At 71.7% G+C, this 24,201-nt stretch carries 1 protein-coding gene (only partly in view); it reads right to left on the bottom strand.

The window, feature by feature from the left end; translation table 11 throughout:
- Window positions 1-26: 26 nt before the first annotated feature.
- A protein-coding gene (locus K1T35_RS06935) for a M20/M25/M40 family metallo-hydrolase (protein ID WP_220259333.1) crosses the window boundary here: on the bottom strand, window positions 27-24,201 show its end. The gene runs 26,054 nt beyond the window's last position; only the last 24,175 of its 50,229 coding nucleotides appear in the window; its start codon lies off the right edge, out of view; its stop codon occupies window positions 27-29.

Below are 24,201 nucleotides of genomic sequence, written 5' to 3'. Positions count from 1 at the left end.
TGGCGGCACGGGGCGGCGGCGGGGCGTCATGGCACGACCTCGCCTGAAGCCGCAGCCGATTCCGGAGCGGTTCGCGGCCGCACATCGCGGGAGTCGTCACCATCGCCGGCGAATCCGGCCGAATTGTTGTGGTCGGCGGCTTTCGGGCCGTCCCGCGGTGGCCCGCGATTGCGCGGATCGTCCACGGGCCGCCCGTACACGGAGCGGCCGACCCGGCCCGGGTTCGGCGCCCTCAGCACCGGTCCCGGCCACCCCGCATCCAGGTCACCGTCGAGCAGCGGCCGATGGTCATCACCCAGATCCCCGTCCGCACCGGAAGCCACTGTCGACCATGGCTCGATCTCGCCGAGGTACTGTGCCGCCCTATCGGCGATCCGCCGGACGTCCTGGCCCTGCTCGCCAGCTGCCCCATCCGGACCGGCCCGGACGCGTGGCGGACCACGGGGCACGATCGGCAATGCCTTTCCTGGCAGCCCCATCCGCACAGCGCCCACAGCCCGCTCCGGCTCGGTCAACGCCTGCGGCGCCCCGCCGTCGCCTGCCGGACCAGACCCGTCCACCACCAGCCACTGACCGCCGGGGTCCAACACAACCCGCGATCTGCCGTCTCGATCAGGCGCGTGAACCCATACGCCGGCGTTCGGCGCCTGGACCGGCGTGCCCACCCGCTGCTGCAGCTCCCGCACGTCGACGCCGCAGGCCAGACTGCATGCCGGGATCACCAACCGGGGACGCCGCCCGCTCACAGCTGCCACGGCCTGCTCCCGCCACGCGACGAATTGCGGCAGCGCCGCCAGCAGCCGGGCCACCTGTGCTGGCAGCAGGCGAATCCGCACTCCGTCCGTGATGACGTAGATCCCCCGCTGGTCCGCGTGCGCGACCACGGTGAAGTCCACCGGATCAATCCACAGCGACAGCGCGTGATCATGCAGCGGATCCCCGGGCGCGGCCAGAATCACCCCAGCTCCGTGCGGGTTCACCAGCATCGTGTCAGCCAGGTCGCGCAGATCCTTGTCAGTCGCCCGCCGTTCACCGCGCAGCGCGTCCCGCAGCAGCGCAACCTGGACGTCGTCGAGCCCGATGCTGTCACGCCGGGCCGCGCGAGCCCGCAGGCGCCCGTCGCGAGCGATGCGGGGCCTCCAGTCATCGGACATGTAGAGCGCGGCGGCCGATCCCACGTCACGCACCCCGTGGCGGGCCAGCTCCCTCTTGATCACACTCGCCTCGTCCGGGGTGGCGCCCACCCGGATCAGCGCAGCCTCCAGCTCGTCGGCCGTGCCGATCCGCAGCCGGCCGACCGCCGGCCCCACCAGCAGGGCCAGCACCGCCAGGATGGGGACGGCGAGCAGCAACAGCCGCCCGTGCGCGGCGTCCACCAGGTTCGCGTACGGGGCCCCGGCCGCCGCGAGGCCGGCCACACCTGTCGCGAACCCGCCCAGCACCGGGATCGACATCGCCGAGCCGGCCGCGACGCTCCCCGCCTTCCCCACGTTGATCAGCGAGGCGCCCTTGCCGCCCTCCATCCATCGGGACAGCCCCGCCTGCATCCAGGCCGTCGCCGCCACCGACACGGCCTGCGTGACGAGGAGTGGCACCAGGCCCGGGGCCAGGTACAGCCAGAACGCTGGCAGGATCTGGACGACCGCGAGCGCCGTGCCGACACGGATCACGCGCGCCTCGCTCATCGGCCCCGGTTCCGCGTGCCGCAGGCCGAGCCTCGCGCCCAGCGCCCCGCGCCTGCCCAGCAGCTGCTTGATCCCGGGCCACGCCTTCCGCACTCCCAACGCCGCAAGCCGGCTGACCAGCAGCAACACGCTCACCACGTGCTCGGTCGCCCCGTACGCCGACGTCGGGTCGTTGAGCAGCACCATCTGGTCCAACATCGCCCCGCCCAGGAGGAACGGGGGCGCCCCGGAAAGCACGGTCAGCACCGGGATCGACGCCATCAGCCGCACCAGCCCGTGCGGCGTGCCGACGACCTGGTTGAACGTTCCGTGCATCGACTCCCGGACCGTCAGCGATTCCCGGACCGTCGGCGAATCCGGCGGCTGGGGGCCCAGGTTCTCCCCGCGCACCGCGACCGACACGGCCACCGTCAGCCCGATCGCCAGCCCCGACAGCACCAGCATGGACACCGGTATCCCGACGAGGGCGATGCCGTTGACGATCAGGATCGGCAGCACGATCTGCCCGATCGTGAAGCTGGACTCGTACTGCGAGTCCCGGGCGTCCTTCTGCTCCGATGAAAGCGGGTGGTAGATGTCCATGCGACCCCGGACCAGGGCTGCGGCCAGGCCCATCACGCCGATGGCGACGAGCGACGGCAGGAACAGCCCGGCGAGATCGACCAGCCCGATCATGGCCAGCCCGGCCGACCCGACCGCCCCCAGCACGACGGTGGCCACCATGTTCTTGATCAGCCGATCGCCCAGCGTGGCCATGCCCAGCCCGATGACCGCCGTGGCCGACGTCCCGATCGAGCCCTGCGTGGTCACCCAGGACGTCGGCTGGTCGTAGTAGGAGGCGAACTCCACCGACGCCATCATCTGCGCGCCCGCTGCCTGTCCCGGGAGGGCGAACGTGGGCCCGGCCAGGCTCGCCATGTGCCGCTTCCACCCGAGCCGGGCGACCTCTCGGGCGTGTCGCACGTCCCGCCGCCCGAAACCGGCGAGCACCCCCTCGGCCATCGCGTCCGACGTGGCCCGCTGCTCCGCCCGCTGCGCCCTGAGGAGCGCCCCGCCCCGATCCTCCAGCAACGTCGGCAGGTTCTGCGCACCGCGCAGATCCGTGGGGACCTGCCGGCGCATCCACCACCGCCGCAGGCGGTTGCGAGCCTTCTCCGCCCGTTCGGTCGCGTGCATCGCGCGCTTCACCGCGAGCACTCCCTTGCGGGCTCGCTCCACCTCCGCGACCGCCTCGCGAACCGGCTTGAACTCCGCGCGCAGCCGGGCACCGCCGCGCCGTGACAGCGGCAGCCACTGGGCCCGCCACCCCGGCACCTCGCCCGCTGCGGCCAGGCCGGCGGTCCGCACCTCCGCCTTGATCTCGGCGATCAGCGCCGCGGAGTCCCGACGGTGCTCCTCCGCCTCCCACCCTTTCTCGTCCAGGTGACGCTTCTCGTGGTCGCGCACCCTCGACCACATCCCGGCCGCGCGTAGCGCGGGCACCCGCTCCGCGACAACGACGTACACACGACGGCCGCGCCGGTCCCGCCACCCGGCCGCCCACACCCGACGGGCCATCGCCTCGGCGGCCTTCCGGTCCATCCCGTCACGCCGCAGCCACCGCGCCAGCCGTGCCTGCGACGGCGTCCACAACCGGTCGCCCTTTTCCACCGCGAGCGGAGGCCCTCGGATGCGCAACAGTCCGGCCGCCCACCGGGCCACCCGGGAACGGTGCCCGTGCCTGACGAGCAGACGGTGCACCCGTGCCTCGTCCGCCGAGCTCAGGCCGTCGGCGAGCAGACCGCCGTCACCGCCCGTGCCGATGCCGTCCTCGAAATTCCGCGCGTGCCACAACGGGGTCCGCACCAGCCACAACGCCGCCGCCCACGCGCCCACCCCGGCGACCAGCAACGTCGGGACGAACCCGAACCACGTCACGGCCAGGCCCCCGACCAACGCGCCGCTCGCGGTGCCCACCGCGGACAGCCACATATCCGCGGCATGGGTGCGGGTGCGCAGCCCAGCCGGCGTCACCCCGCTCCGGTACGGCCGGACGGCGACACCCGACGCGGCAACGGTGACGGCCGACGCGAACAGGCTGACCGCCGCGAGAGCCACCCCCCACCCCGGTTGGGCCAAGGGCAGCAGCAGGTACAGCGGCCCCGCCCACACCGCAAGGACCCAGAACAACCGCGCCGCCCCGACCCTCTCGGCCAGCCAGCCACCCAGCCGGGCGCCGGTGAACCCACCGACCGCAGCCGCGGCCAGGACCACGCTCACCACCAACGGCGAGGCCTCCAACGCGCTGACCAGGAACACCATCAGCACCGCGGTGCGCATCGCCCAGAAGAAGTTCCTCGTGGCGGTCACTCGCGTGATCAGCCCCAGCACCGGATGGGCGAGGGTCCAGAACAGGCCTTCCAGCAGACCGTGCATCCGGGCCCGCACCGACGACGACAGCGGCGTCCGCGACCGCCAGACCGGGACCTCCGGGGTCTTGATCCGGGACAACATCACCGCGTTACCGAGGTACGACACCGCGTCGGCCAGCACCGCTCCCGCTGCCCCGATCGCCCAGACGAGAACCGCTCCCACCGCGGACCCGACCATCCGCACGGTGTGCAGATCGGAGGTCAGCTTGACCTCTTGTCTCCTCAGCCGGCTCCGGTCGCCCCGAGCCAACGACTCCCCGTACGGCCGCGCGGCAATCGGATAGAACAGCCCGACCACAGCCCGCAGCGCGACCACCACGTACAGCTGGGTCAACGTCAGCCACCCGAACACCGCGGCCACCGGGATCGATGCCGTCGTCACCGCGACGAACAGCGCGACCCGCATCATCAGCGGCCGCTTGCGGGCCCGTTCCACCACCAGCGCCGCCGGCAGCGTCAGCACCAGGCTGGTCACCGCCGACAGCACCGTCAGCATGGCCACCTGCAACGCCGACGCGTCGAGCACCGACACCGCCAGCAACGGCACTGCCAACGTCCACACCTGCCCACCGACCATGTCGACGATCCGCCCCGCCCGGAGGAACCAGAAGTCGATGGCCAGCCGCCGGTCCTGCATCGCCCGGGCCGCCACGAGCTCCGCGGTGAGTACGGCCGCCTGCTCGTCGTCGCGGGTGTTGCGGTGCTCGTCGTCGAGCAGGGGGGAATCCCGCTCGTGCGCCAGCAGCCGGTACCACCAGTCGGCGGGCAGCCGGCCCGCCGCGATGTGTTCGGCGATCTCCACCAACCGCGTCCATGTGACGACCACGACGCCGTCGCGGGCCACCACGACTCCCGGGTCGGTCCATCCGAACACCAGCAGGCGCTCCGCGTACGACACCGACACGTCATCGCCGGCGACCAGCACCCGCACGCCCGGCGGCGCAGCCGGCAGCACCGCCGCCAGCCTGTCTGCCACCTCCGCCAACGGCACCAGCAGGTCGACGTACTCGCGCAGCGAGGTCGACACCTCGTCCCGCGCCGGATCGCTCAGCCGTTCTCCGACGTTGGGCCCACCGCCGCCGGCGTCGTCCGTAGGCAACGCACGCCCGTCCGGTGGGCCGCCGCGGTGCAGAACCCCCAACAGGAACCCGAGCGCGAGCGCCACGACGATCGTGGCTCCCGCGTGCAGCCACAGGTTCTCCAGGATCATTCTCAGCAGTCCGTTGACGCCCAGCGCCACGCCGTCGACGTGCTGGGCGATGCGCTCGACACGGGTACCGGCGTCATCGCGGCGCACCCGCAGATGCTTGATCACGGCCTGGACCCCGAACGCGACCGCCGCCACACCCATCAGCACCGCCGCCCACGGCCCGAATCCGGCCAGCTCGATCGCGTGCAGCCCGATCGCGGCCGTCACAGCGGGGAAGGCCACCCACCGCCGCACCCACTCTTCCGGTGCGTCGGACACCGAGCTCTCGCCGTGACGGTCGCCATCGTCATCACGCCACGCCCGCCACGCCGCGGGCCAGGTCGCGATCAGGAACGCCAGGTCGGCGACGACGAAGGCACCACCGACCCACGACCCGAACCCGGCGAACGCCAACATCGTGCCGACGTCGATCCACAGGTCGACTTCCCAGATCAGCACGACGCCGGTGGTGAGGATGCGTCGCGGCCACTTGGTGCCCGACCACCCTTTCGCCGTGAAGACGTCGAAGGCGCCCCACAGCACGAACATCACGAACGCCGCCGCGGCGGGAAGCGGGAACACGAACCCCGCCACGATCGATGGGACCCCCAGCCCCATCCCGATGACGGCGGCCAGAACCCACCCGGGCACCTTTCGATAGGTCTCGCTCCCCGGCACCGCAATCCGACCGAGCAGCGTGGCGGTCGCCCAGTGCCACACCGCGCGGACCCGGCGCAGTGACACAGCAGCTATCAGCGACACAGCAGCTATCAGCCTGCGCTTGACCAACTGCAGAGCGGCCATCACAGATGGAAGGGCTCGGGTGGTTCGCTCGCCGATCAAGGCCCAGATCGTGAAGACCACCATTGCGACTGCCAGCCCGACCTGCAGCCAGGGCGGCATGGCGTCCTGGCTGATGGCGACCAGCGCAGCGAGCAGCCCGATCGGCACGATTGCGCGGCTCGTACCTTCCGAGTCGCCGGCCGCGGGTGCTGTACCGAGGGCCAGCGGGATGTCGACTGCCGTGACGTTGTCCTGGCCGCCGGCGGCGAGGGCGGTGCGGACGAGGTGGGTGACGCGAGTCTCGGCGGTGCCGCTGGAGGCGGCGGCCAGGTCGGCGAGGGTGAAGTAGAAGTGCAGGCCGTCGGTGGTGATTTGCAGGCGGCTGGGTTTGTGAACGATCTGCTCGGTGAGCGCCGGTCGGGTGCGGGGGCTTTCGCCGAGATAGGCGGTCAGCTCGCCGGCGTCGGTGAGGTGGTCGGTGGTGAGTTGCACCGGTGTGCCGCCGGTGGCCGGGTCGGGCAGGAGGTAGGCGCGGGTGTCGCCGAGGTGGGCGATGATGACCTTGATGTGGCCTGGGCCCGGGATGGCCTGTAGGGCGAGGTAAGTGGTGGCCGGCTGGTAGGGCTGGCCGGGCATGGCCAGCGCGGCGACGCGCGCGGCGGCCATGGCGGCGGCGTGCAGCTGGGCCTGCTCGTGGGTGCGGCCGGGTTGGTCAGTGCGGGTCAGCTCGTCCAGAGCGGTGTTGGCGGCGATGCGGGCAGCCAGCTCGGAATGGGTGCCGCTGGCCACCCCGTCCGCAACCACCACGGTGATCACCTCGGTGGCCGGGTCGTAGTGGGCGGCGACGGCGTCGTGGTTGCGGGCGCCGGGCACGGCGCCGGGATCGCTGGCCACGGCCACGCGTGGGGTGTCGGTGCCTTCGGGTAGGACGAAAGCGATCCCGTCGTGGTCGTCCTCGGTGGTGCGGCGCCGATGGCCTGTGGGTTCGGACACGGACAGCAGCGCGAAGGCGTGCGTGAGTTCAGTGGGGTTGCGGGCGACCAGTCTGCGGGCGTGGTGTTCGCCTCGGCGCAGCTGCCACCGAGGCCCGAGTTCGATGGTGATCTTCGCTTCACGGGCGGCACGAGCCGCGTACCGGAATCGGATCAGGGCAACGCGGGCGTGGTGCAGCGCGTCCTGGTAGGCAGCGCCACCGGTGGCGTGGCGGAGCGCGCGGTCCGCGGCTGTGACCGACGCGAGCGCCCGGCGTAGCTCGATCGCCGGGGGCGGGTATGGGGTAGCGCGGCTGGGGCCGTAGTCGAGCAGGTGCTCGGCGCGTTCGAGCAGCCGACTGACCTGCGCCGGCCGGGCTGGGGCCTCCGGATAGTCCTCGTTGCGGATTCGTTCGACCAGCTCGCGGAGCTCCTCGTAGGCGACCAGTCGCTTCTCGGTGGCGTGATTGAGCTCCTGTTGGGCGCTGCGCAGCTTGGGGCTGTCGGTTGTGCGGGAGTCCCGGCGTCCCGGTGGGCCGTGGGGTCCGGAGTCGGGGCGTCGCAGCCGGATCATCACCTGCTCCGCACGACGCTCGGACAAGGTCGCCTGCTTGACCAGCGCGAGCGCATCGCGCAGCTCCGACACGGCGTTGGCCTGTTTGGCCGCGTCCGCGTGCCGGTCGGGTTTGGGGGCTGGGTCGACGCGGGCAAGCTGGTTGCGGTGCTGGTAGCTGCGCCCGCGCCACGACCGCCAGGCCCGGGTCACGTCGTCCCAGAAGCCGGGCGAGTGATGGCGGAATGCGAGCCGCTCGGCGGTGGGCAGCAGGTCCAGCAGGAACTCGTGGGCCTGCCGGACCGCGTCCTCGTCGCCGCGCCCGACGGTGGCGCGGAACAGCGGGGCGAGCTTCTCGCCGCCGGACAGCATCTGCGGGTTGGTGCGCAGCGCGTGACGCAGCCTGGGGTTGGCCGGTGCCGGATCGGCGTAGAGCCACAGGCCGGCCGCGCCCCGCCAGCGGATGCGCAGCTCCTCGGTGGCGGAGTACCCGGTCTTGGGATCGCCGACGAGCAGGCCGACGCGCGCCATGCCGCGCAGCTTGCGCTGCCAGGTCTCCTGGCTGACCTGGTAGTCGCCGCCCTGGTGACGCCGGTGCAGCTCGGCGGCTGTCAGCGGGGTGCTCTCGCTGGCCGCGGTGAGCAGTATCGCCAGCAGCGAGCCGTCCGACAGCGACGGCGGCGCGTCGACGGCCTCGGCGATCTTGCCGCGTTCACCGCGGCTCGGGCGATGCAACCAGCGCACCAGCAGGGGCTTGCCGCGCCAGTGCCGGCGCTCGAACCTGTGCAGCTCGACCTCGTCCACGATGGCGAGCGAGGTGTCCAGCAGGGCCACGGCGGCGATCACCCGGTCGAAGATGTCGATTCGATCCACGATCTGGTGGCGCCCCTTGCGGTGCGCGGTGAAGCGCAGCCTGGAGTGATCGGCCGCCAGCGCGTCGGCCAAACCGCGCAGGCGTTCCCCCAGCAGCGCCCGGGCCGCGACCAGGCCCCGGCCGTCGATGACCCGTCCCAGCTCCCGATCGAGTTGCCCCTCGGCGCGCGCGACCAGCAGGTCGACGCTACGGCGCTGCTGGCGGGTGTAGCCGGGGGCGGCGAGCAATCCCCGCGCGTCATACAGCAGCGCCAACAGCTCATCGCGCAGGTAGGCGATGCGCAGCTCGCGCCGCTCTTGCAGCGCCTGGTGCAGGCGCCGCTCCCAGACGCTGCGCAGAATCGGCGCTATCTGGACTCCGGCCACCGGCGCGGTGCGGTCCGCGGGCAGTCCCAACAGCTTTCGGTCCTCGTCGCTCAACTCGAGCCGGTTCAGGTTCTGCGGGGTGAGCAGCTCGTCGAGCAGCATGTCCAGGAACGTTGCGACCTCGGCCTGGTCGCGATCACCCCGCTGGGCCATCCGGCCCGCCGCGCCGCGCAGCGCCTCCCGGTTGCTGGCCGCCATTAGCAACGCCAGCGCCACCGCCCGCCGGTGCTGCGCATGGCGCTGTGTGCGGATCCATTGTGCCTTCACGACCGCGTCGGCCAGCTCGGGGAGCAGCTCGGCGATCCACAGCAGCTGCACCGAATCCGGCGGCTGCACCCCTATCTGCTCGATCAGCCGGCCGGCCACGTCCTCGGCCAACCCGCGGTCCAGCGTCCGACCCGGCTCCGAAACCAGCTTCGGGGCGGTGACGGTCAGCAGGTCATCGAGCACACCACGGAAGGGTTCGATCCGCCGCGTGACCCGCCGCCACGGCCAGATCGGCCGGTCGCGCCGCGGCATCGACCGAGAACTGAGATAGCCGAGGACTTTCAGAATCAGCTCGCCCAGATCCCGCGCCCGCCACAAAAGCGCGACCAGCACCACCACGACCGCAACCCGAAGCGAGACGGTCCAGACGTTCTCCGGTATGCCCGGCATCGGGCGCAGGATCAGGTAGGTGAAAGGCGTGCCGAACAGCAAGTCGAGCTTGAGCGCGGAGGGCAGCCAGTCCGGCCGACCGAACGTCTCGAAGTTGATCCTCCGGTGGTCCAGGACACGCTGCAACCAGATCGGCCACCCCGAGATCGTGCCGCTGGCCCCGATGCCGGCGAGCAAGCTCAGCCGGCGGCTCTTGTGCTGCAGGTGCGTGAACACCCACACCATCACCCGCCCGCCCCAGGAGACCAGGTAGTCGCCCACGAATGCCTGCGGTGCCATCACCGCGGTCCATATCGCCAGCGCGACGAAGTAGTCGGCCCAGTTGTCCGGCACCGTGCTGATCCCCAACACGGCCAGCACCAGGCTGGTCGGGACGGCGTACACCCCGGCCAGCACCGCGTACCAGGACTTCTCGCCGCCGCGTATCCGCCGCTGCACCGCCGAACCCACCACGGCGGCCACCACCGCCGGGATCATCGCCGCCCACGTCGTCGACCACCCGAAGGTATGGGCCACCCAGTCCACCAGCACCGGCAACGCGGCCAGCGACAACAAGGTGTTCACCCAGGACACCGCGCCGGCCAAGCCGGCCGAGAGCCAGGCATCCCACCGTGGCCGGGTGTGAATACCCTTCGTCCGGTTCACGGTGCGCCGGTGCAACACGAATCTGTAGTTGTTGGCCCCAGCCACCACGATCGCCGCGATCAACGTCTTCACCGTGACCGACGCTTCTGGCCGGGAGGCTCCCCACTCGACGACCGCCGTCACCCAGTCCGGCGTGGCTGCCGCCAGGTAAGCCAGGGCGATACCGGCCAGCCCGTCCGCCACAAACCCGGTGATCCGAGCGGCGCGGGTGCCGCGCCAACCACTGACCGGGGGTCCACGGATCATCCGCGACGACCACACCACCCGGGCACCGGCCACCACGGCACCGACGATCACGCCGACGGCCAGCGTCAGTGCGACCGGACCCGAGCCGAGCACCCCGACCCCGAACCCGAACCCGAGCGCGATCGCCGAAACAGCACTCAGCGCGGTACGCGCCCGGCCCGGTCGCATCGGCACATCCCAGGCCAATCGCCGGGCCGTGGCGTGGCGGAAACCCGCCAGCCTGCTCGCCACCGCGCGGAACCGGTGACCGGGACCGGCCAGGCCGGTCGCGGCACCGGCCGGGGCCGCAGGGCCCACGGTCGGACTGCCCGTGACCGGTGGACCCGCACCGCCCTCGCCATGGATCGGCGCACCCCACGACTCGAAGAAGATCGCGGTCATCGCCCGGGTCGCTGCCATGATGGCCGCCGGGTCCACGATGCCGGAGAACGCCGGGTCGAGCAGGTCCGGTGTGGACCCAGCCGTCATCCCGGCGTTGTCATAGCGAACACCCAGGATCAGCGAGAGCTTGTCACCGGGGTAGTGGCTGAAGGCGGTGCCGCCCTGGGAGACGGGCACCTCCACCGCGGCGTCCGCGCCCAGTACGCCGCGGATCACCTCGGTGACCCGGTCGGTCAGCGGCTCGTCGTTGACCATCATGCCGGCCACCTCGTCGATGCGCTCCGTCACGGTGATCCGGGCCAGCACGTCCTCCCGCGACATCCCGGTCGTCGCGGCCAGCGTGGTAGCCAGTTCCTCGTGCGCGTCGCGGACGGCCGTCCGGAACAGCTCCAGCACCCGGTCCTGCACCGCCTGGTCCCCGGACCGCACCGTGCCCTCCAGCACCGCGCTCCCGGACTCCGCGTACAGCACCGCGAACGCGAACGTGACGTCCGCGTCCTTCTCGTTGGCGGTGAGGCCGGCCTCGGTCAGCGCCGTGGTCAGGTTCCGCGACACGAGGTGTTCCAGCCCGAGCAGCGGCGTCGCGTCGATGCCGTCGCGCGCGGTCGCCGTGATCGTCAGCTTGTGGGAGGAGTAGTTGACGACGCCGGACCGCAGGCCCACCTGGCCCGCGGGCAGCTGCGGCGACACCTGCAACTCGTAGGTCAGGCTCGCACCTGCGACGTGGCGGCCGTCGGCCTCGTCAACCACCGCCCGGGCGCCGCCGCTGGGGACCGCCTCCTCGGCCGGCTGGAAGATGATCCGGGCCCGCCCCGGCAACCCGTGTACGTCGTCGATGCTCTTGAGGACCTGCGCCACCAGCTCCGCCGCGGTGGCGACGATGTCGTGGCCCGCGGCATGGCTCACGCCCTCGACCTGCGAGGCAAACTCCAGGCCGCTCTCCTCGGGCACCGGGACCGCGTTGATCGGGACCCGGAACACGACCAGCGGGCCGTCGCCGGAACCGATGTCCACCGCCAGACCGCGGGCGTCCGCCGGCGCGCCCACGGAGTCCGGCACGAAGGCGATCCTCCTCGGCGCCAGCCCACCTGCCCGCAACGCGTCCTCGATGTGCCGCAGCGTCGTGATCTCCTGCCACGCCAGCTCGGGGTTGCGGTGCAGGAGCGGGTACAGCTGCGCCCCCTCCTGGCGCCGGGGCTCGATGTGCGCGTTCGCCCACGGGGGCAGGCCGGTCGTCCACCGGTCGTCGAGGGCGGCGGGTGGTGGGCCGCGTTCCCGGTTGCGCAGGCGCTGCAGCCACCGGACCAGCTCCCGCGGACCGATCCCCGAGACGGCCCAGAACGCGAGCGTCGCGAACACGAAGACGAGCACCGCCACGACGCCGAACCCGCCCAGGGCGTACGCCGGAACGCCCACCCCCATGCTGAAGATCCCGTAGGACAGCACCTTGACCGCGCCGCCGAGGCTCATCAACACGACCTTCTCCGTCTTGGTCAGCTCGGGCGAACGCAGCACCATCGCGATCAGCCCCAGCATCATTCCGGTCGTGCTCGCATCCATCAGGAGAAGTCCGACCACGTTCGCCCACGTCGGGACACCGGCTACGAAGTAGCCGACGAGGTTGACGATCGCCCCGAGCAGAAGCGTCCCGCCGAACACCCGAGCGACCATCGCGGGCTTCTTGTCCAGCAGGCCCCCAGCCTCGCCGCCGGCCCGCATCCGGATGTCCTCGCTGATCAGGAAGTACGCCACGACGGCGCCGCCGACGAACAGTGCCGCGGACCCGACCGTCTCCATCCACAGCGGGGCGGAATGCTCAGCGAAGAACGTCCGCCAGACCGAGTCCATCATCGACAGCGCTGCGGCGTAGAACCCGTAGGCGAGCAGAACGGAGCGCGCGAGCGGGCTGCGGTTCCACATCCGCACCACGGTCCGCAGGAACCCACGGAAACCGAGCCGCTCCGCCTGCTCGGCGTCCGGGCGCGGGGACGGGGCCAGCAGCCACGACGCCGCGGCGACCGCGGCGAACACACCGGCGATCACCAGGGTGGCGTGGACGACCGAGACCTCGAGCAGCACCAGGGTGAACACCAACATCGCCGACGCCACACTGCCGAGCGCGAACTCGACGATGCCCGCGAGACCATCACCCATCCTGATCCGGTGCCCGTATCGACCGCGCAGCTTGGTCGTCTCGATCACCCACTCCTCCGCATCGGCGAGGTGCGGGTAGTTCGCGGCCGCGATGACCCCGCCCAGGACGGCACCGGCGATCCAGACCCATCCCAGGTGCCCGAACAGCGCCAAACCCAGGAACAACGCCGCTCCCGCCAGAGGCGTCAGCGACGCCATCCACCGCGGGGGAACCCGGTTCCACAGTGAGTTTGTGAGCAGGCCGAGTACCTGGCCTGCTGCCGCGAACGCGTGCATCCAGCTGTGGAGGTGGATGGTGGACGCCAGCACCGGGGCCTCACCGAACACCGGCATCACGTACAGGCTGAGCAGCAGCAGCGCGTTGACGCCCGCCGCTACGGGCGCGTACGTCCAGCGGTGCGCTGTGCTCGTTCCGCCCCGCCGCCGCGCGCCCCTGCCGTCCGCCTTGGCCTCAGCGACCTGCTCACGGATCTTCCCGAGCACGTCCTCGGTCTCCGTCCACAGCCGCGCCATCATGGGTCCGCTCGCGGTACGGGTGCGCTCGGCGAGCAGGAACAGCGTGCGCCGCAGCTCGTCCACCATGGCGATCCGCTCCACCACCCACCGGTCCCCGGGGACCGCCATGACATCGCCTTCCAGGGCCTGGATGCCGGCCCACGGCATGGTGGGCGGTCCGTGCGCCGAACCCGCGCCGGCCAGCCGGCCACGCGACACGCGTCCGAAGCCCAGCGCGGTCGCGGTGAGCAGCTGCGCCCCTTCGAGCACGTGCTCCGGCCCGGTGATCCCGGCGATGTCGACATCCGTCCGGACACCCGCCCCGTCGACGGGCATGTCCAGGTCCGCGACCCGGTTGAGCGCAACCGCGAACGCCGCATCCACCGCGTGCGGCGCCGCCACCAGCGCCTCCTGGCGGGTCGGCGCACCCGGCCGGAGCTGCGCTTGAAGCGTCCCGGTCGCGGCGAGGGCGTTCGGCGCTACACCGCCGTGGACCTCGGTCACCTGCAACGTGTCGCCCACCAGACCGGGCAGCTGCCCCAGCAGGCTGTTCACGCTCGGCCCCCGCCACGGACGCGAGGTGTGCCCGGCCCGGCCGGTGACCATGACCGTGACCCGGTCGGCGCCAGCAGCACCGGTCAGCCGGTACACCGCGCCCATTCCCCGGAGAACACCGCCGTCGACCAGCGGAGCCTGCGTGTCACCCGAGGGCTCGATGGGCTCGAAAACCAACCGCACCCGCCCCGGCAGCGTCCCGGGAGGGGCGTTGTGCAGCATCGCGGCAGCCGCGAGCAGGGCCGCATGAGCATTCGGGTCGCCACGCGCCCACAGCACCACGCCACCCGAGGCCTGCGGGTCGCCGACGTCGACCACCACCCCGTACCTGCCGACCCACCACGGGTCCAGACCGAGGCGACGCAAGGTCGTGCCCACGTACTTCCAGGTGCCCTGCTGCGTCCAGCCCTCCGCACCGCGTTGCAGCTGCCGCAGCGGCTCCGCCTGCGCCCGGCGGACCAGCCCTGTGAGTGCGCGGATGCCGCCGGTCCGCCTGGACACCTTCCGGTAGGTCTTCCGGAACTCCGCTGCCCCGATGATGTAGCGGTCGGCACCGAGATGGCCCGGATCCTGCGGGTCGTAGACCACGGCCAGCATCGCGCGGGGACCGCCGCGTTGTTCCTCGCCCCACGGCGCGGTGATCGAGATCTCCCGACCGGTCGGGTTCCGGAAGGCCCGGACCATCCCCTTCGCCCGGTAACGGCCATCGCCGAGATCGACGTACCTGGCGGCCAGCTTCCCGGAACCGATCAGGTACTGCTCCCCGTCGGGATTGGTCAGGACGAAGTCGTTGTCGCCGGCCACGTTCGACGTCTCCACCCGACCATTGGCAAGGACGGTCTCCACGACCTCACCGGGCTCCGCCCGCCGGGCACGGACAACAGCGAACTTCTCGTACACCGCGGCGCCCGCGAACCGCCAATCCATCTCCGCGGTACGCAGATCGAGACCCAACCGCTGGACGCCGACTTTGCGGAGCAGCTCGCGCAGCGCTCCCGCACGCACCGCCGACACCAGCGCCGGGCCGACCATGGCGATCGCGCCGAGCAAGAAGAGAAGGCCTCCACCGGCCACCCCCCAGATCCACGCCGCAGGGCCCGAGGACGGTGACGACTCCGCAGGCGGCGCCACAGTCGGCGACGGCGACGGCGACGGCGGCTCAGTTGCTTCTCCCGGCTGAGCAGGCTCACCCGGCTGGGCCCGGTCCTCGCCCGGCCGGGACGGCTGCTCACCGTTCTCGCCGTGGTCGCTCGATCGAGCCGGCTGGTCCGGCTGAGTCGGCCTTGGACCGTCCGGCACCAGCAGTACGTCGCCAGGGTGGATCAGGTTCGGATTCCCGCCGATCACATCTTTGTTGTGCTCAAACAGGACCTGCCACCGCAGCCCCAACTCGGCCGCGATCCCGTACAGCGTGTCACCCGACCGCACCGTGACCGCCGGGATGCGCAGCCACTCGCCCGCGACAATGTGGTCCCAGCTCTCAGGGCTCGGGAACCGTCTACCGTTTGCCTCGGCCACGTCCTCGACGGCGATGCCGTACCTCGCGGCAATCCCGGTGAGGGTGTTCCCCGGCTTCACCAACTGGTGTCCAGGCATGTCAGCGGAGCCATCCTCATGGCGCATCTCGTCATCAAGGTGGCTGTTTTGACGTGCGGGGAGCGGCGGGGCCTGCGAGGTCGTGGCGGGGGCCGAGGCCGCGACCACAAGGGGCGTGGGTTCCTGTGCTGCGGCCGGGGCGGCGACGAGGCCGAGCACACCGCCCGCAGCGATGAGCAGCGCTGCGGCGGTCCGCCACAGGACACCGGCCACGCCGGCTGCCCACCGTGCGATCCGACGACCCTGGGCGTGCATCGCATCCCACGGGACGTGGCGCGAGGTGCTCGCGGCGTCGCCCTGCTCAGCCCGTTGGCCGTGGAGCGGGCCTGCCCGTCCCGCCCACATTCGCTTCCACGACACCACGCCCAGCGCAACGAAAGCGATCACGCCGATCGTCAGCGACACAGGCCCGGCCACCGGGCCGGTCAGCAGCCCCACCGCAGACCCGAACCAGGTGAGGCCGCCCGTAACAGCGGGCGCGACCAGCCCGACGAGCGACACCGCTCCGAGCACCGCCGCGAGACCGGCGGAGACGGAGCCGGCGTCGGCACGGTTGCCCGAGTCCGATCCGGCGGCGCCCGGATCGTCGCCGAGGTGGACGTCGTCCTCGCCCACGCCCTCCGGCGGCCCGCGGCTGCGCGCCGCGAGGCTGTCACCGTCGGCAATCCGGTCCGGCCACGTCAGGCCCAGGGCGCCCGTGCGCCCGTGAACGCCCTTCTCCGTGAGTCCACCGCCCGCGTCGACGCCGCCCGCGCCACCGCGGTCCGTCGGCCCGCCATCGGTGGCCGACGGGCCCGAGTGGCCCCCACTGCTCGAGGTCGGCTCGGAGCCGACCCGGCGGCTGATCCAGCGTGTGATCGCCGCGGCCAGGCGTCCGACCGCGGCCGCTACCGCAGGGCGGCCCTCCCGATCCCGCTCCGCCGGGAGCAGGGACTCCTCCACGACCGTCACCCGCAACGCATCCGGCCCGGAGTAGCTCTCCGCGTAGGACTTGTCGTAGGTGACGAAGTCGATGCCCGTGGTCTCCAGCACCTGCCCCTGGACGAACGAGGGCTGCCGGCCTGCCTCGGGCGGGGTCCGGAGGTCACTGGTGACGACTGCCCGATGCCTCGGCCGGAGCACCCCTTCGTACACGGGCAAACCGGCGGATCTCAACCAGACCACGTCGGTCGTGTGGATCTCGAGCAGCACGCCCACCCCGTCGACGCGAACACCACGCCACACCCGCTGCACAGGGCCCCGCCCGGCCAGCTCCAACGCCGCACCCACCAGGGAGGACCAGGCCTCGAGCTCCTCGTCGCCCCTGTGCTGCTGGTTCGACCGGGTCTCCCGCTGGAGGTTCAGCAGCCACTCGTGTCTCTCGTCGAAGTGCTGCATGGCCGCATGCAGCTCGGGAACCTGCACGACCCGACTCCACCAGCGGGCCGACTCCTGCTCCACCCGATCCCGTGTCTGCGGTTGGCTGTTCGGGTCACCAACACGCTTGCTGAGGTCCGACCACTGCCACCTGGGCACTGCCAACCAACCGCCCCGCACCCGGCCGGCCGAGCGCCCCAGTGCACGCACCGTCACAGCCACGATCGCGGCGATGCCCGCACCGACGACCACACCGACGGCGACCCCACCCCACAGCGCGAGCCCACCGAGCACGGGAGCAACAACCGGCGCCGCTGACGGGATCAGCAGACCGGCGGCCAGCAGCACACCCACCACCAGCACCCCGGCATCGATCCTGCCGGCGTCCGAGTCCTCGCCGAACCTGAAGACGTGGCGGCCGTCGATCTCCTCCGAATCCACGTACCTCGTGGCGTCACCGGCGGCCGTCCCGTCGCCCATACCCGCCTCGGCCGGCGCCCCGGGTGTCTCCTGCCCGCTCGGCAGCTCGGCGACGTCGGCCCGGCCGAGCCGGGCCAGGACGTCCCCCACCCCGGCGACACGGCCCCTACCGGCCCCGTCATCACGCGACCCGCGCTCGCTCTCCCGCGGTCTGCCACGGCCGCCGATCCGACTCCACCACGTCGTCGCCGCGAAGTAGGCCACGCCAAAGCCGACGCCCGATACCAGGAGCACATGCGCCGGGCTCACCAGCATGGCGAACGCCCAGCCCGGCAGGGCACCCGCAAGGGCCACGACCGGCGCCGCCGTCAAACGGAATAAATGCAGCTGAGCGCGTGTCAGCCACTCGGCGCGGTGCCCGCCGATAGCCCCCGCCACCCAACCCATGGTCGCCGCGAATCCCACCACCGCGGGCCCTGCGTCGACGAACTGCAACCCGACGAACAGCGACCAGGCGAACAGCACGACGACCAGCGGCCCCTCGATCAGCAGCGCCCACACACTGATCGCGAAATAGCCCGGCACATCGTCCCGAGGGCCGGCCCGCAGGACCCACCGCGTCCACCACGACACGGCCGGATCGACGAGCACGAACGCACCGACCGCACCGCCGACCGCCAGCGCAAACCACACCGGATCGGGCCCACCGACCACAACACCGGTCACGGGAACGGCCGACGCCGGAACAGGCATCATCACCACGGCGGCGGCGGCGGGCACGGTGAGCATCACCACGGCGGTCACCGCGGTGACCACCAGCACCACCCGTACTGTCCACCGCACCCCCGGCCGCTTCCACGCCCGCCCCAGCAGCCGGGCGGCAGCGGCGAGCCCGCCGCTCAGCAAGGTCCATATCCGGATCAACCGGCCCTGGATCTCGCGCTCGAACCAGCCCGACGACCAGAAGTACCGGCCGTGCCGACCATTCCGGTCGCGTTCGCGCAAGGCCTTCCGGCCAACCCCAGCCGGCTTCGTCTCCGCTGCCGTCCGATCCCGACCGAGGTGATGGGCAGCCAGGGCAAGGACCGCCACATCCACGGCCAGCACGAAACGTTCGACCACCCCCACCGACAGCGCCAACGGGATCTGCTCGAGCTCTAGAGACACGACCGCCGTGGCCAAGAGCCCCAGAGTTCCGATCAACCCGGCCCATGCCGCAACCCGCATCCAGCGGGACTCGGGCAGATGCACGGCCAGCAAGAAGCCCGATACGCGCACCCCCACCGCCGCCAGACCGAACGCCGCCAGATGCACCCCATGGGACAGCCCCTTACCGTCGGGGTCGACCGGGAACACAGCCATCAGCACCATCCCCAGCGCGATCAACGCGAGCAGAACCTGGACGAGCCGCGCCCGCTGCACGTCGGCCTTCCCCGCCATGGCCACGACCAACGCCGCGGCCGCCCCCACCGCAACCATCGCGACCCGCACCAAGATCGCCCCGGCGGGCGTGGTGACGTACTCGCTGACCGTCTCCCTCACCGACATGTCGGCAGCTAGGACGTGCAGCGCCGCCACCATGACCGCAGCGAGCCCGAGCAGTACGTGCGCCGCACGCACCAGTCCGAGGGCCCACCGACCGACACCCCGGATCGAGGCGTGCTGGAACTGCCACATGAGATAGCGCGCCACGCGCAGCAGGACCGACACCAAGTACAGAGCGGACACAGCCACGCCGATGACCAGCACCGGTGTTGCGATCTGCTCGGCTGCCGCGAGGAGCCCCAGCAGGATCTGCCCGCCCGCCAGGGCCATCATCAGGAGGGGCACCACGTCGCCGCGGTCCAGCAAGGCGGCCCGCGCGCGCGGCCAGCCCGCGGCGAAGCCCGGGTGCAGCGGCAACTGCTCCACCTCGTCGAGCGGCACCCACCTCAGCTCGATGCTCTCGGCATCCGCGATCGGCTCCGGCATCGAGTCCGCCACGGCATGCACCCACGTGTAGGACCAGCTGCCATGATCATCGACGTACCGACCGGCCACCTTGTACTGGTGCTTGCCGTCCTGGTGCTGGCCGATACCGGCTTCCTCCGTGGTCTCGCGAATCGCGGCGTGCTTGGCCGACTCACCCGGATCACGCGCCCCACCAGGCAGACCCCACGTATCGGCATGCTGGTTGGCCGCCGACCGGTGCTGCATCAACACGAACCACGTGCCGTCCGCCGCCCGATGCGTCAACAACAGACCCGCCGCACCCTCGCGGCCCCAGTGCCGCTCCCCGCATTCGCAGTCGACCCAGTCGTCACCTGACCACTCGGGCTCAGCAACATCGGACGCGCGCACCGGAACGTCGGACGCACGCACCGGGCCGCTCAGCGTCGGCCCACGGCCCATCAGCCAACGCTTCGCCGTGCCGACAGCGGCACCCACCTTCGTGGCCGCCCACCGACCGACGCCCCGGTGCAAGGCCGGCAGGAGCTTCCACGCCCTGTCCGGGGGCGCCCGGCCACGCACCAACGCCGGCGCCACCGACACGGCCCACATCGTCACCATCACCAGACCAGCCGCCGTCAGCACCGGCATGCCCAGCACGAACCCGGACACTGCTCCCACCGCACCCAGCACCAGTACGCCACCGGCGAGAGTCCCTGCCGACGCCCACCCGGCCTCGGGGTCCTCCGACATCGCCTGCTGCGCCCGGTCGCCGTCGCCGATCGCCACCGGGCCGCTGCCGCCCTCGGTCGGGTGGCCGGCCGCGGATCCCGCCGTTGTGGTCCCCGACCCGCCGATCGGAACGGCGATGGCGCTGGCATCGGCCGAGCGGGCACCGACCGCATGCTGGAGGCCGTCGATCGCGAGGGCCGGGTCGACGTGTGCCTCGGGGCCGGCCGCGCGCCGGAGCTCCCGCACGGTGTCGAAAGCGTTGTGCAGGTCGTCGCTGGTCAGCAGCACCAGCACGTCCTCGCCGGGCGGCAGCGTCTCGGACTTGACGTCGTGGCCGCGGAAAGGCGCGTCGGCCCCCAGCCACGCGGTCAACCAGCCGGCGGTGGCATCGGTGACGCCGGCCTCGACGGCCCGCGTGTGGTCGGAGGTCAGGAGCCGGATCCCGCCGGACGCGGTGAGCACGGCGATACGGGAGTCACCGAGATGCGTCGAGGTCAGCCGGGTCTGTCCGTCCGCGAGCGGCTCGATGACGGCCGCGGCCAAGGTCGTCGACGGCGGGTTGCGCTCCCCGGGAGCGGCGAGCCCCCGAACGGCGGCGTCAGCGCGGTCGAGCGCCTTGTCCAGGGCCGCCCGGCTCGAAAGCCCGTTGGCCATCTCGGCCGTCACGACGCGCAGCACGGCGTCGACCGCGGTCCAGGCGGCGACCTCGGAGCGTGACCCGGAGGACAGCCCGTCGGCCATCACGGCGGTGATCACACCCGTCTCCGGGTCGACGTTCACGCCGACGACGTCCTGCAGCACCAGGCGGCCGGCCCCGCGGGCGTTGACCAACGCCACGCCAGGCCCGGAGCCAGGCGTGGGGACGACGTGCCGGAACACCGGGACGCCGCTGTTCTGTGGGGTGATCCACTGGTTCGTCTCGGTCGCCCCTCCGACGGAGACGACCGCGTCCACCGCGAGCTGGGGCGCGAGCGCCAGGATCCGGTGCACCCGCTGCTCGGCAATGCGCTCCACATGGCGCGGCCCGAACTCGTCGGTGACCTTCTGGTCCCGGGCCTGCTCCCGGACGATCGCGAAATGCGCCAGCGCGATCCCCGCCTGGGCCAGCGCGTTGCGATACTCGGCCTCGGCTCGCTCATCCCCCGGCGCCGCCGCGCGGACCGCCGTCGCCTCCGCGAGAACCTTCCGCGCGGTCTCGAGCTCGGCAGCAGCCCGGCGGAGCGCATCCGCCAACGGCACCGGCTCCCCGGTGGCGCCAGGACCGACAGCCTCCAACGCCTTCACGCGCTCCAGCAGCCGGATCAGCTTCATCGACCGCGCAGGCGGCTTCGGGAAGTCCTGCTCGACCTGTTCGACCAGCTCCGCCATCGCCTGGAAGGCCGCTGCCCGGAGCGCAACATCCTTCTCGAGCTGCTCCCGGGCGGCCCGATGGGCGGCCGGAAGCGTCGCCGGGTCGATGTCACTCGCCGGAGGAGCGTTCGGCCCGGCGATGAACGGGTGCAGTGCCAGTTCCGCCAACCGCACCTGGCGCGACGCGGCTTCGGCGGCCTTCAGGGCCGCACGCACCTTCTGCTCGGCCGCCGCCAGGCTCATCGGAGGGCTGTCCGACGCAGCGGGTGGTGTCGCGTTCCGGCTCGGCGAGCTGTCGAGCCCCGCCTCCGGGTGGCGCCGCTCGTAGCGCCGTTGCTGGCGCCGCTTCCAGTCGTCGAACAGGCCGGGCGTGGGATGCCGGAACGCCGTCCGCTGAGCGCCGACCAGGCTCTCCAGGAGCACCTTGACCGACCGCTCGGCCTCGTTCAGCTCCTGGGGGTTCGTCAGGTCGAGGTCCGAGCGCAACAGCGCCTCGAGCGGGTTGCGGTCCTGCGCGTTCTGCCCCGGCCCGCGCACCAGCAGCCCGGGGTTGCTCCGGACGGCGTGCTTCAGCCGCGGATGGGCGTCCGTCCACGCCGCGGCCAGCTCATCGAAAGCCGTGTAGCCGACGGCTTCCCCACCCGTGATCGCCCCGATCTCGGCCAGCATCGCCAGCTTGCGCTGAGGGTCGCTGCCGGCCCCGAGCACCGCGACCACATCCGCTGCGGTGGTCGGGTGCGTCCGGTTCACCACGACGAGGAGCACGGCCAGCAGCGACTCGTCCGGCAACGACGCAGGTTCGCTCGAAGCGTGATCGAGCTGCTCGAGCCACCAGGCCCGCTCCCGCTCGTGGATCTCGATCTCGTCGAGCAGCGCGACGGACGCATGCACCAACGCCAGCGCGGCAGCCAGCCCCTGGAGCTCGTCGATCTGCACGTCGAGGTCTGCCGTCGCCTTGTTCTCGCTCCTCGCAGTCCGCAGCTGCGACTTCACCATCAACAGCGCGTACTCCACGCGTCGCCGCCGCCCGCCGAGCAGCTCGTGCGCAGCGACCAGCGCTGGAAGATCTGATGCGCGACGACGCTCCCGCTCGAGCCGGCCCCGTTCATGCTTGATCCTCGTGTCGATCCGGGCGATCTCCGCCGCACGCTGCCGACGATCACCCGCACTCGTCGGCCGTTCCGCGACCAGCCGGGCGCGCTGCTCCTCCAGGAGGTCGACGTATGCGTGCCGGAAGGACATGTTCAGCTCGTGGCGGCGTGCGATCTCCGTGCGCAGCACCCGTTCCCAGTCGCTCGGCAGCAGCGCCAGCACCTCGTCGGTCGACGCAGGCAGCCCCAGGTCCTTGCGATCCTGCGGCGACAGCAGCCGATCCACGGTTCCGGGCTCGCGGAGCGCATCGAACATCCACTTCTGGAACTGGGCCAGCCGCCACGCTGGGTCCTTGCCGAGTCCGCGGAGCCGGTCCGCCGCCCCGCCGACCGACGCCCGCTTGCTTGCCATGAGCATCAGCACCACTCGGTCCGCGCGCTGCTGCTGGCTCTGCCGGTCGGTCCACTGCTCGCGCAGGCTGCCACCCTTGGCCTTCATGCCGGGGAAGCGCTTCTCGTCGAGGTCGGCCATCTCGTCGAGGTCCGCGGGGTGCGGAACAGGCTCGGCGAGCATCTCGATGAGCTCGTCGATCACCTTTTCGGCAAGCTCTTGATCCAGACCGGTATGCGGGTCGGGTACCGGCAACGGCGTCCGCCGGAGGAACTCGTCGAGCCGCTCCTGCAGGAGCCGGATCCGGCTCTGCACCTTGTGCGGGTCGATCGGGCGTTCCCTCGTGAACTGCGTCCGGTCACTGACCGTGCCTTGCGCATTGCGGCCGCGCTCGACCCGGTTGCGCACCTTCCACTGCACTATCGCCAGCGCCACCACGAGCACGATCCGGATCGCCTGGGTCACCACGTTCTCCGCAATCCCCGGCACCGGACGCACGACGAGGTAGACGAACAGCGCGGTCAGCAGAGGATCAAGGGTCCTCAGCAGGGTCATCCGGTAGTCCGGCCTGGTCAGTGACTCCGCGTCCAGCCGCCACTGCGTCGCCACCCCCAGCAGCCACCCGAACAGCCGCTGCGTCGTCCGCGCAACGACGCCCGGGCGCACGCTGATCTCATCGGCCTTCCGGTCGAGCAAACGCAGCCACCACCTCGTCCCCTTCTGGAGCAGCCGGCCGATCAAGTACACGCCGTAGTCACTCACCCACGCCGACTGCGCAAGTACGAACACGAACAGGAACACGTCGAGCAGGTACTCAGCCCATCCGGCCGGGATGGAGGTGATCCGCGGAAGCAAGAACAAGGTGATGACCGACGTCCCCCCGGCGACGATCGCCGTCCAGAACCGCGTGGCACCGGTGGTCTTGCGCTGCACCGCCGACGCGGCCGTGCCGGCGACCCCACTGATCAGCGGAGCGACCCAGCCCGGCCACGTCGCCGCGATCAGTTGGAGCACTCGGTTCCCGATCGACACGACCGCGGAAAGGACACCGGAGATCCGCGCGTCCCGGTGCGGGCGAGTCGGCACGCCGTTGATGTCGCGGTTCATCCGCTGCCGGTGCAACACCGACCGCACTCCGATCGACATCGTCGTGATCAAGGTCGCGATGATCCAAAGGATCGTCGCACCGGTCGACGAGTACCGATTCAGCTCGTTCATGGCCGACACGAGCGCGTCGACGACCCTCGCCACGACCCAGGCCGCCAGCGGATCGAAGTTGGCAGCGATCACACCGCCCGCACCCACGAGAGCGACCAGCAGCGCGAGCAGCGCCGGCGGCGCCCGCGCCCGGGCCGGACTCCACCGCGCACGC

The sequence above is a fragment of the Pseudonocardia sp. DSM 110487 genome, from assembly GCF_019468565.1.
Classification (GTDB): domain Bacteria; phylum Actinomycetota; class Actinomycetes; order Mycobacteriales; family Pseudonocardiaceae; genus Pseudonocardia.
Note: the sequence above shows the minus strand (reverse complement) of the source record. Positions and strands in the feature narration are given on the sequence as shown.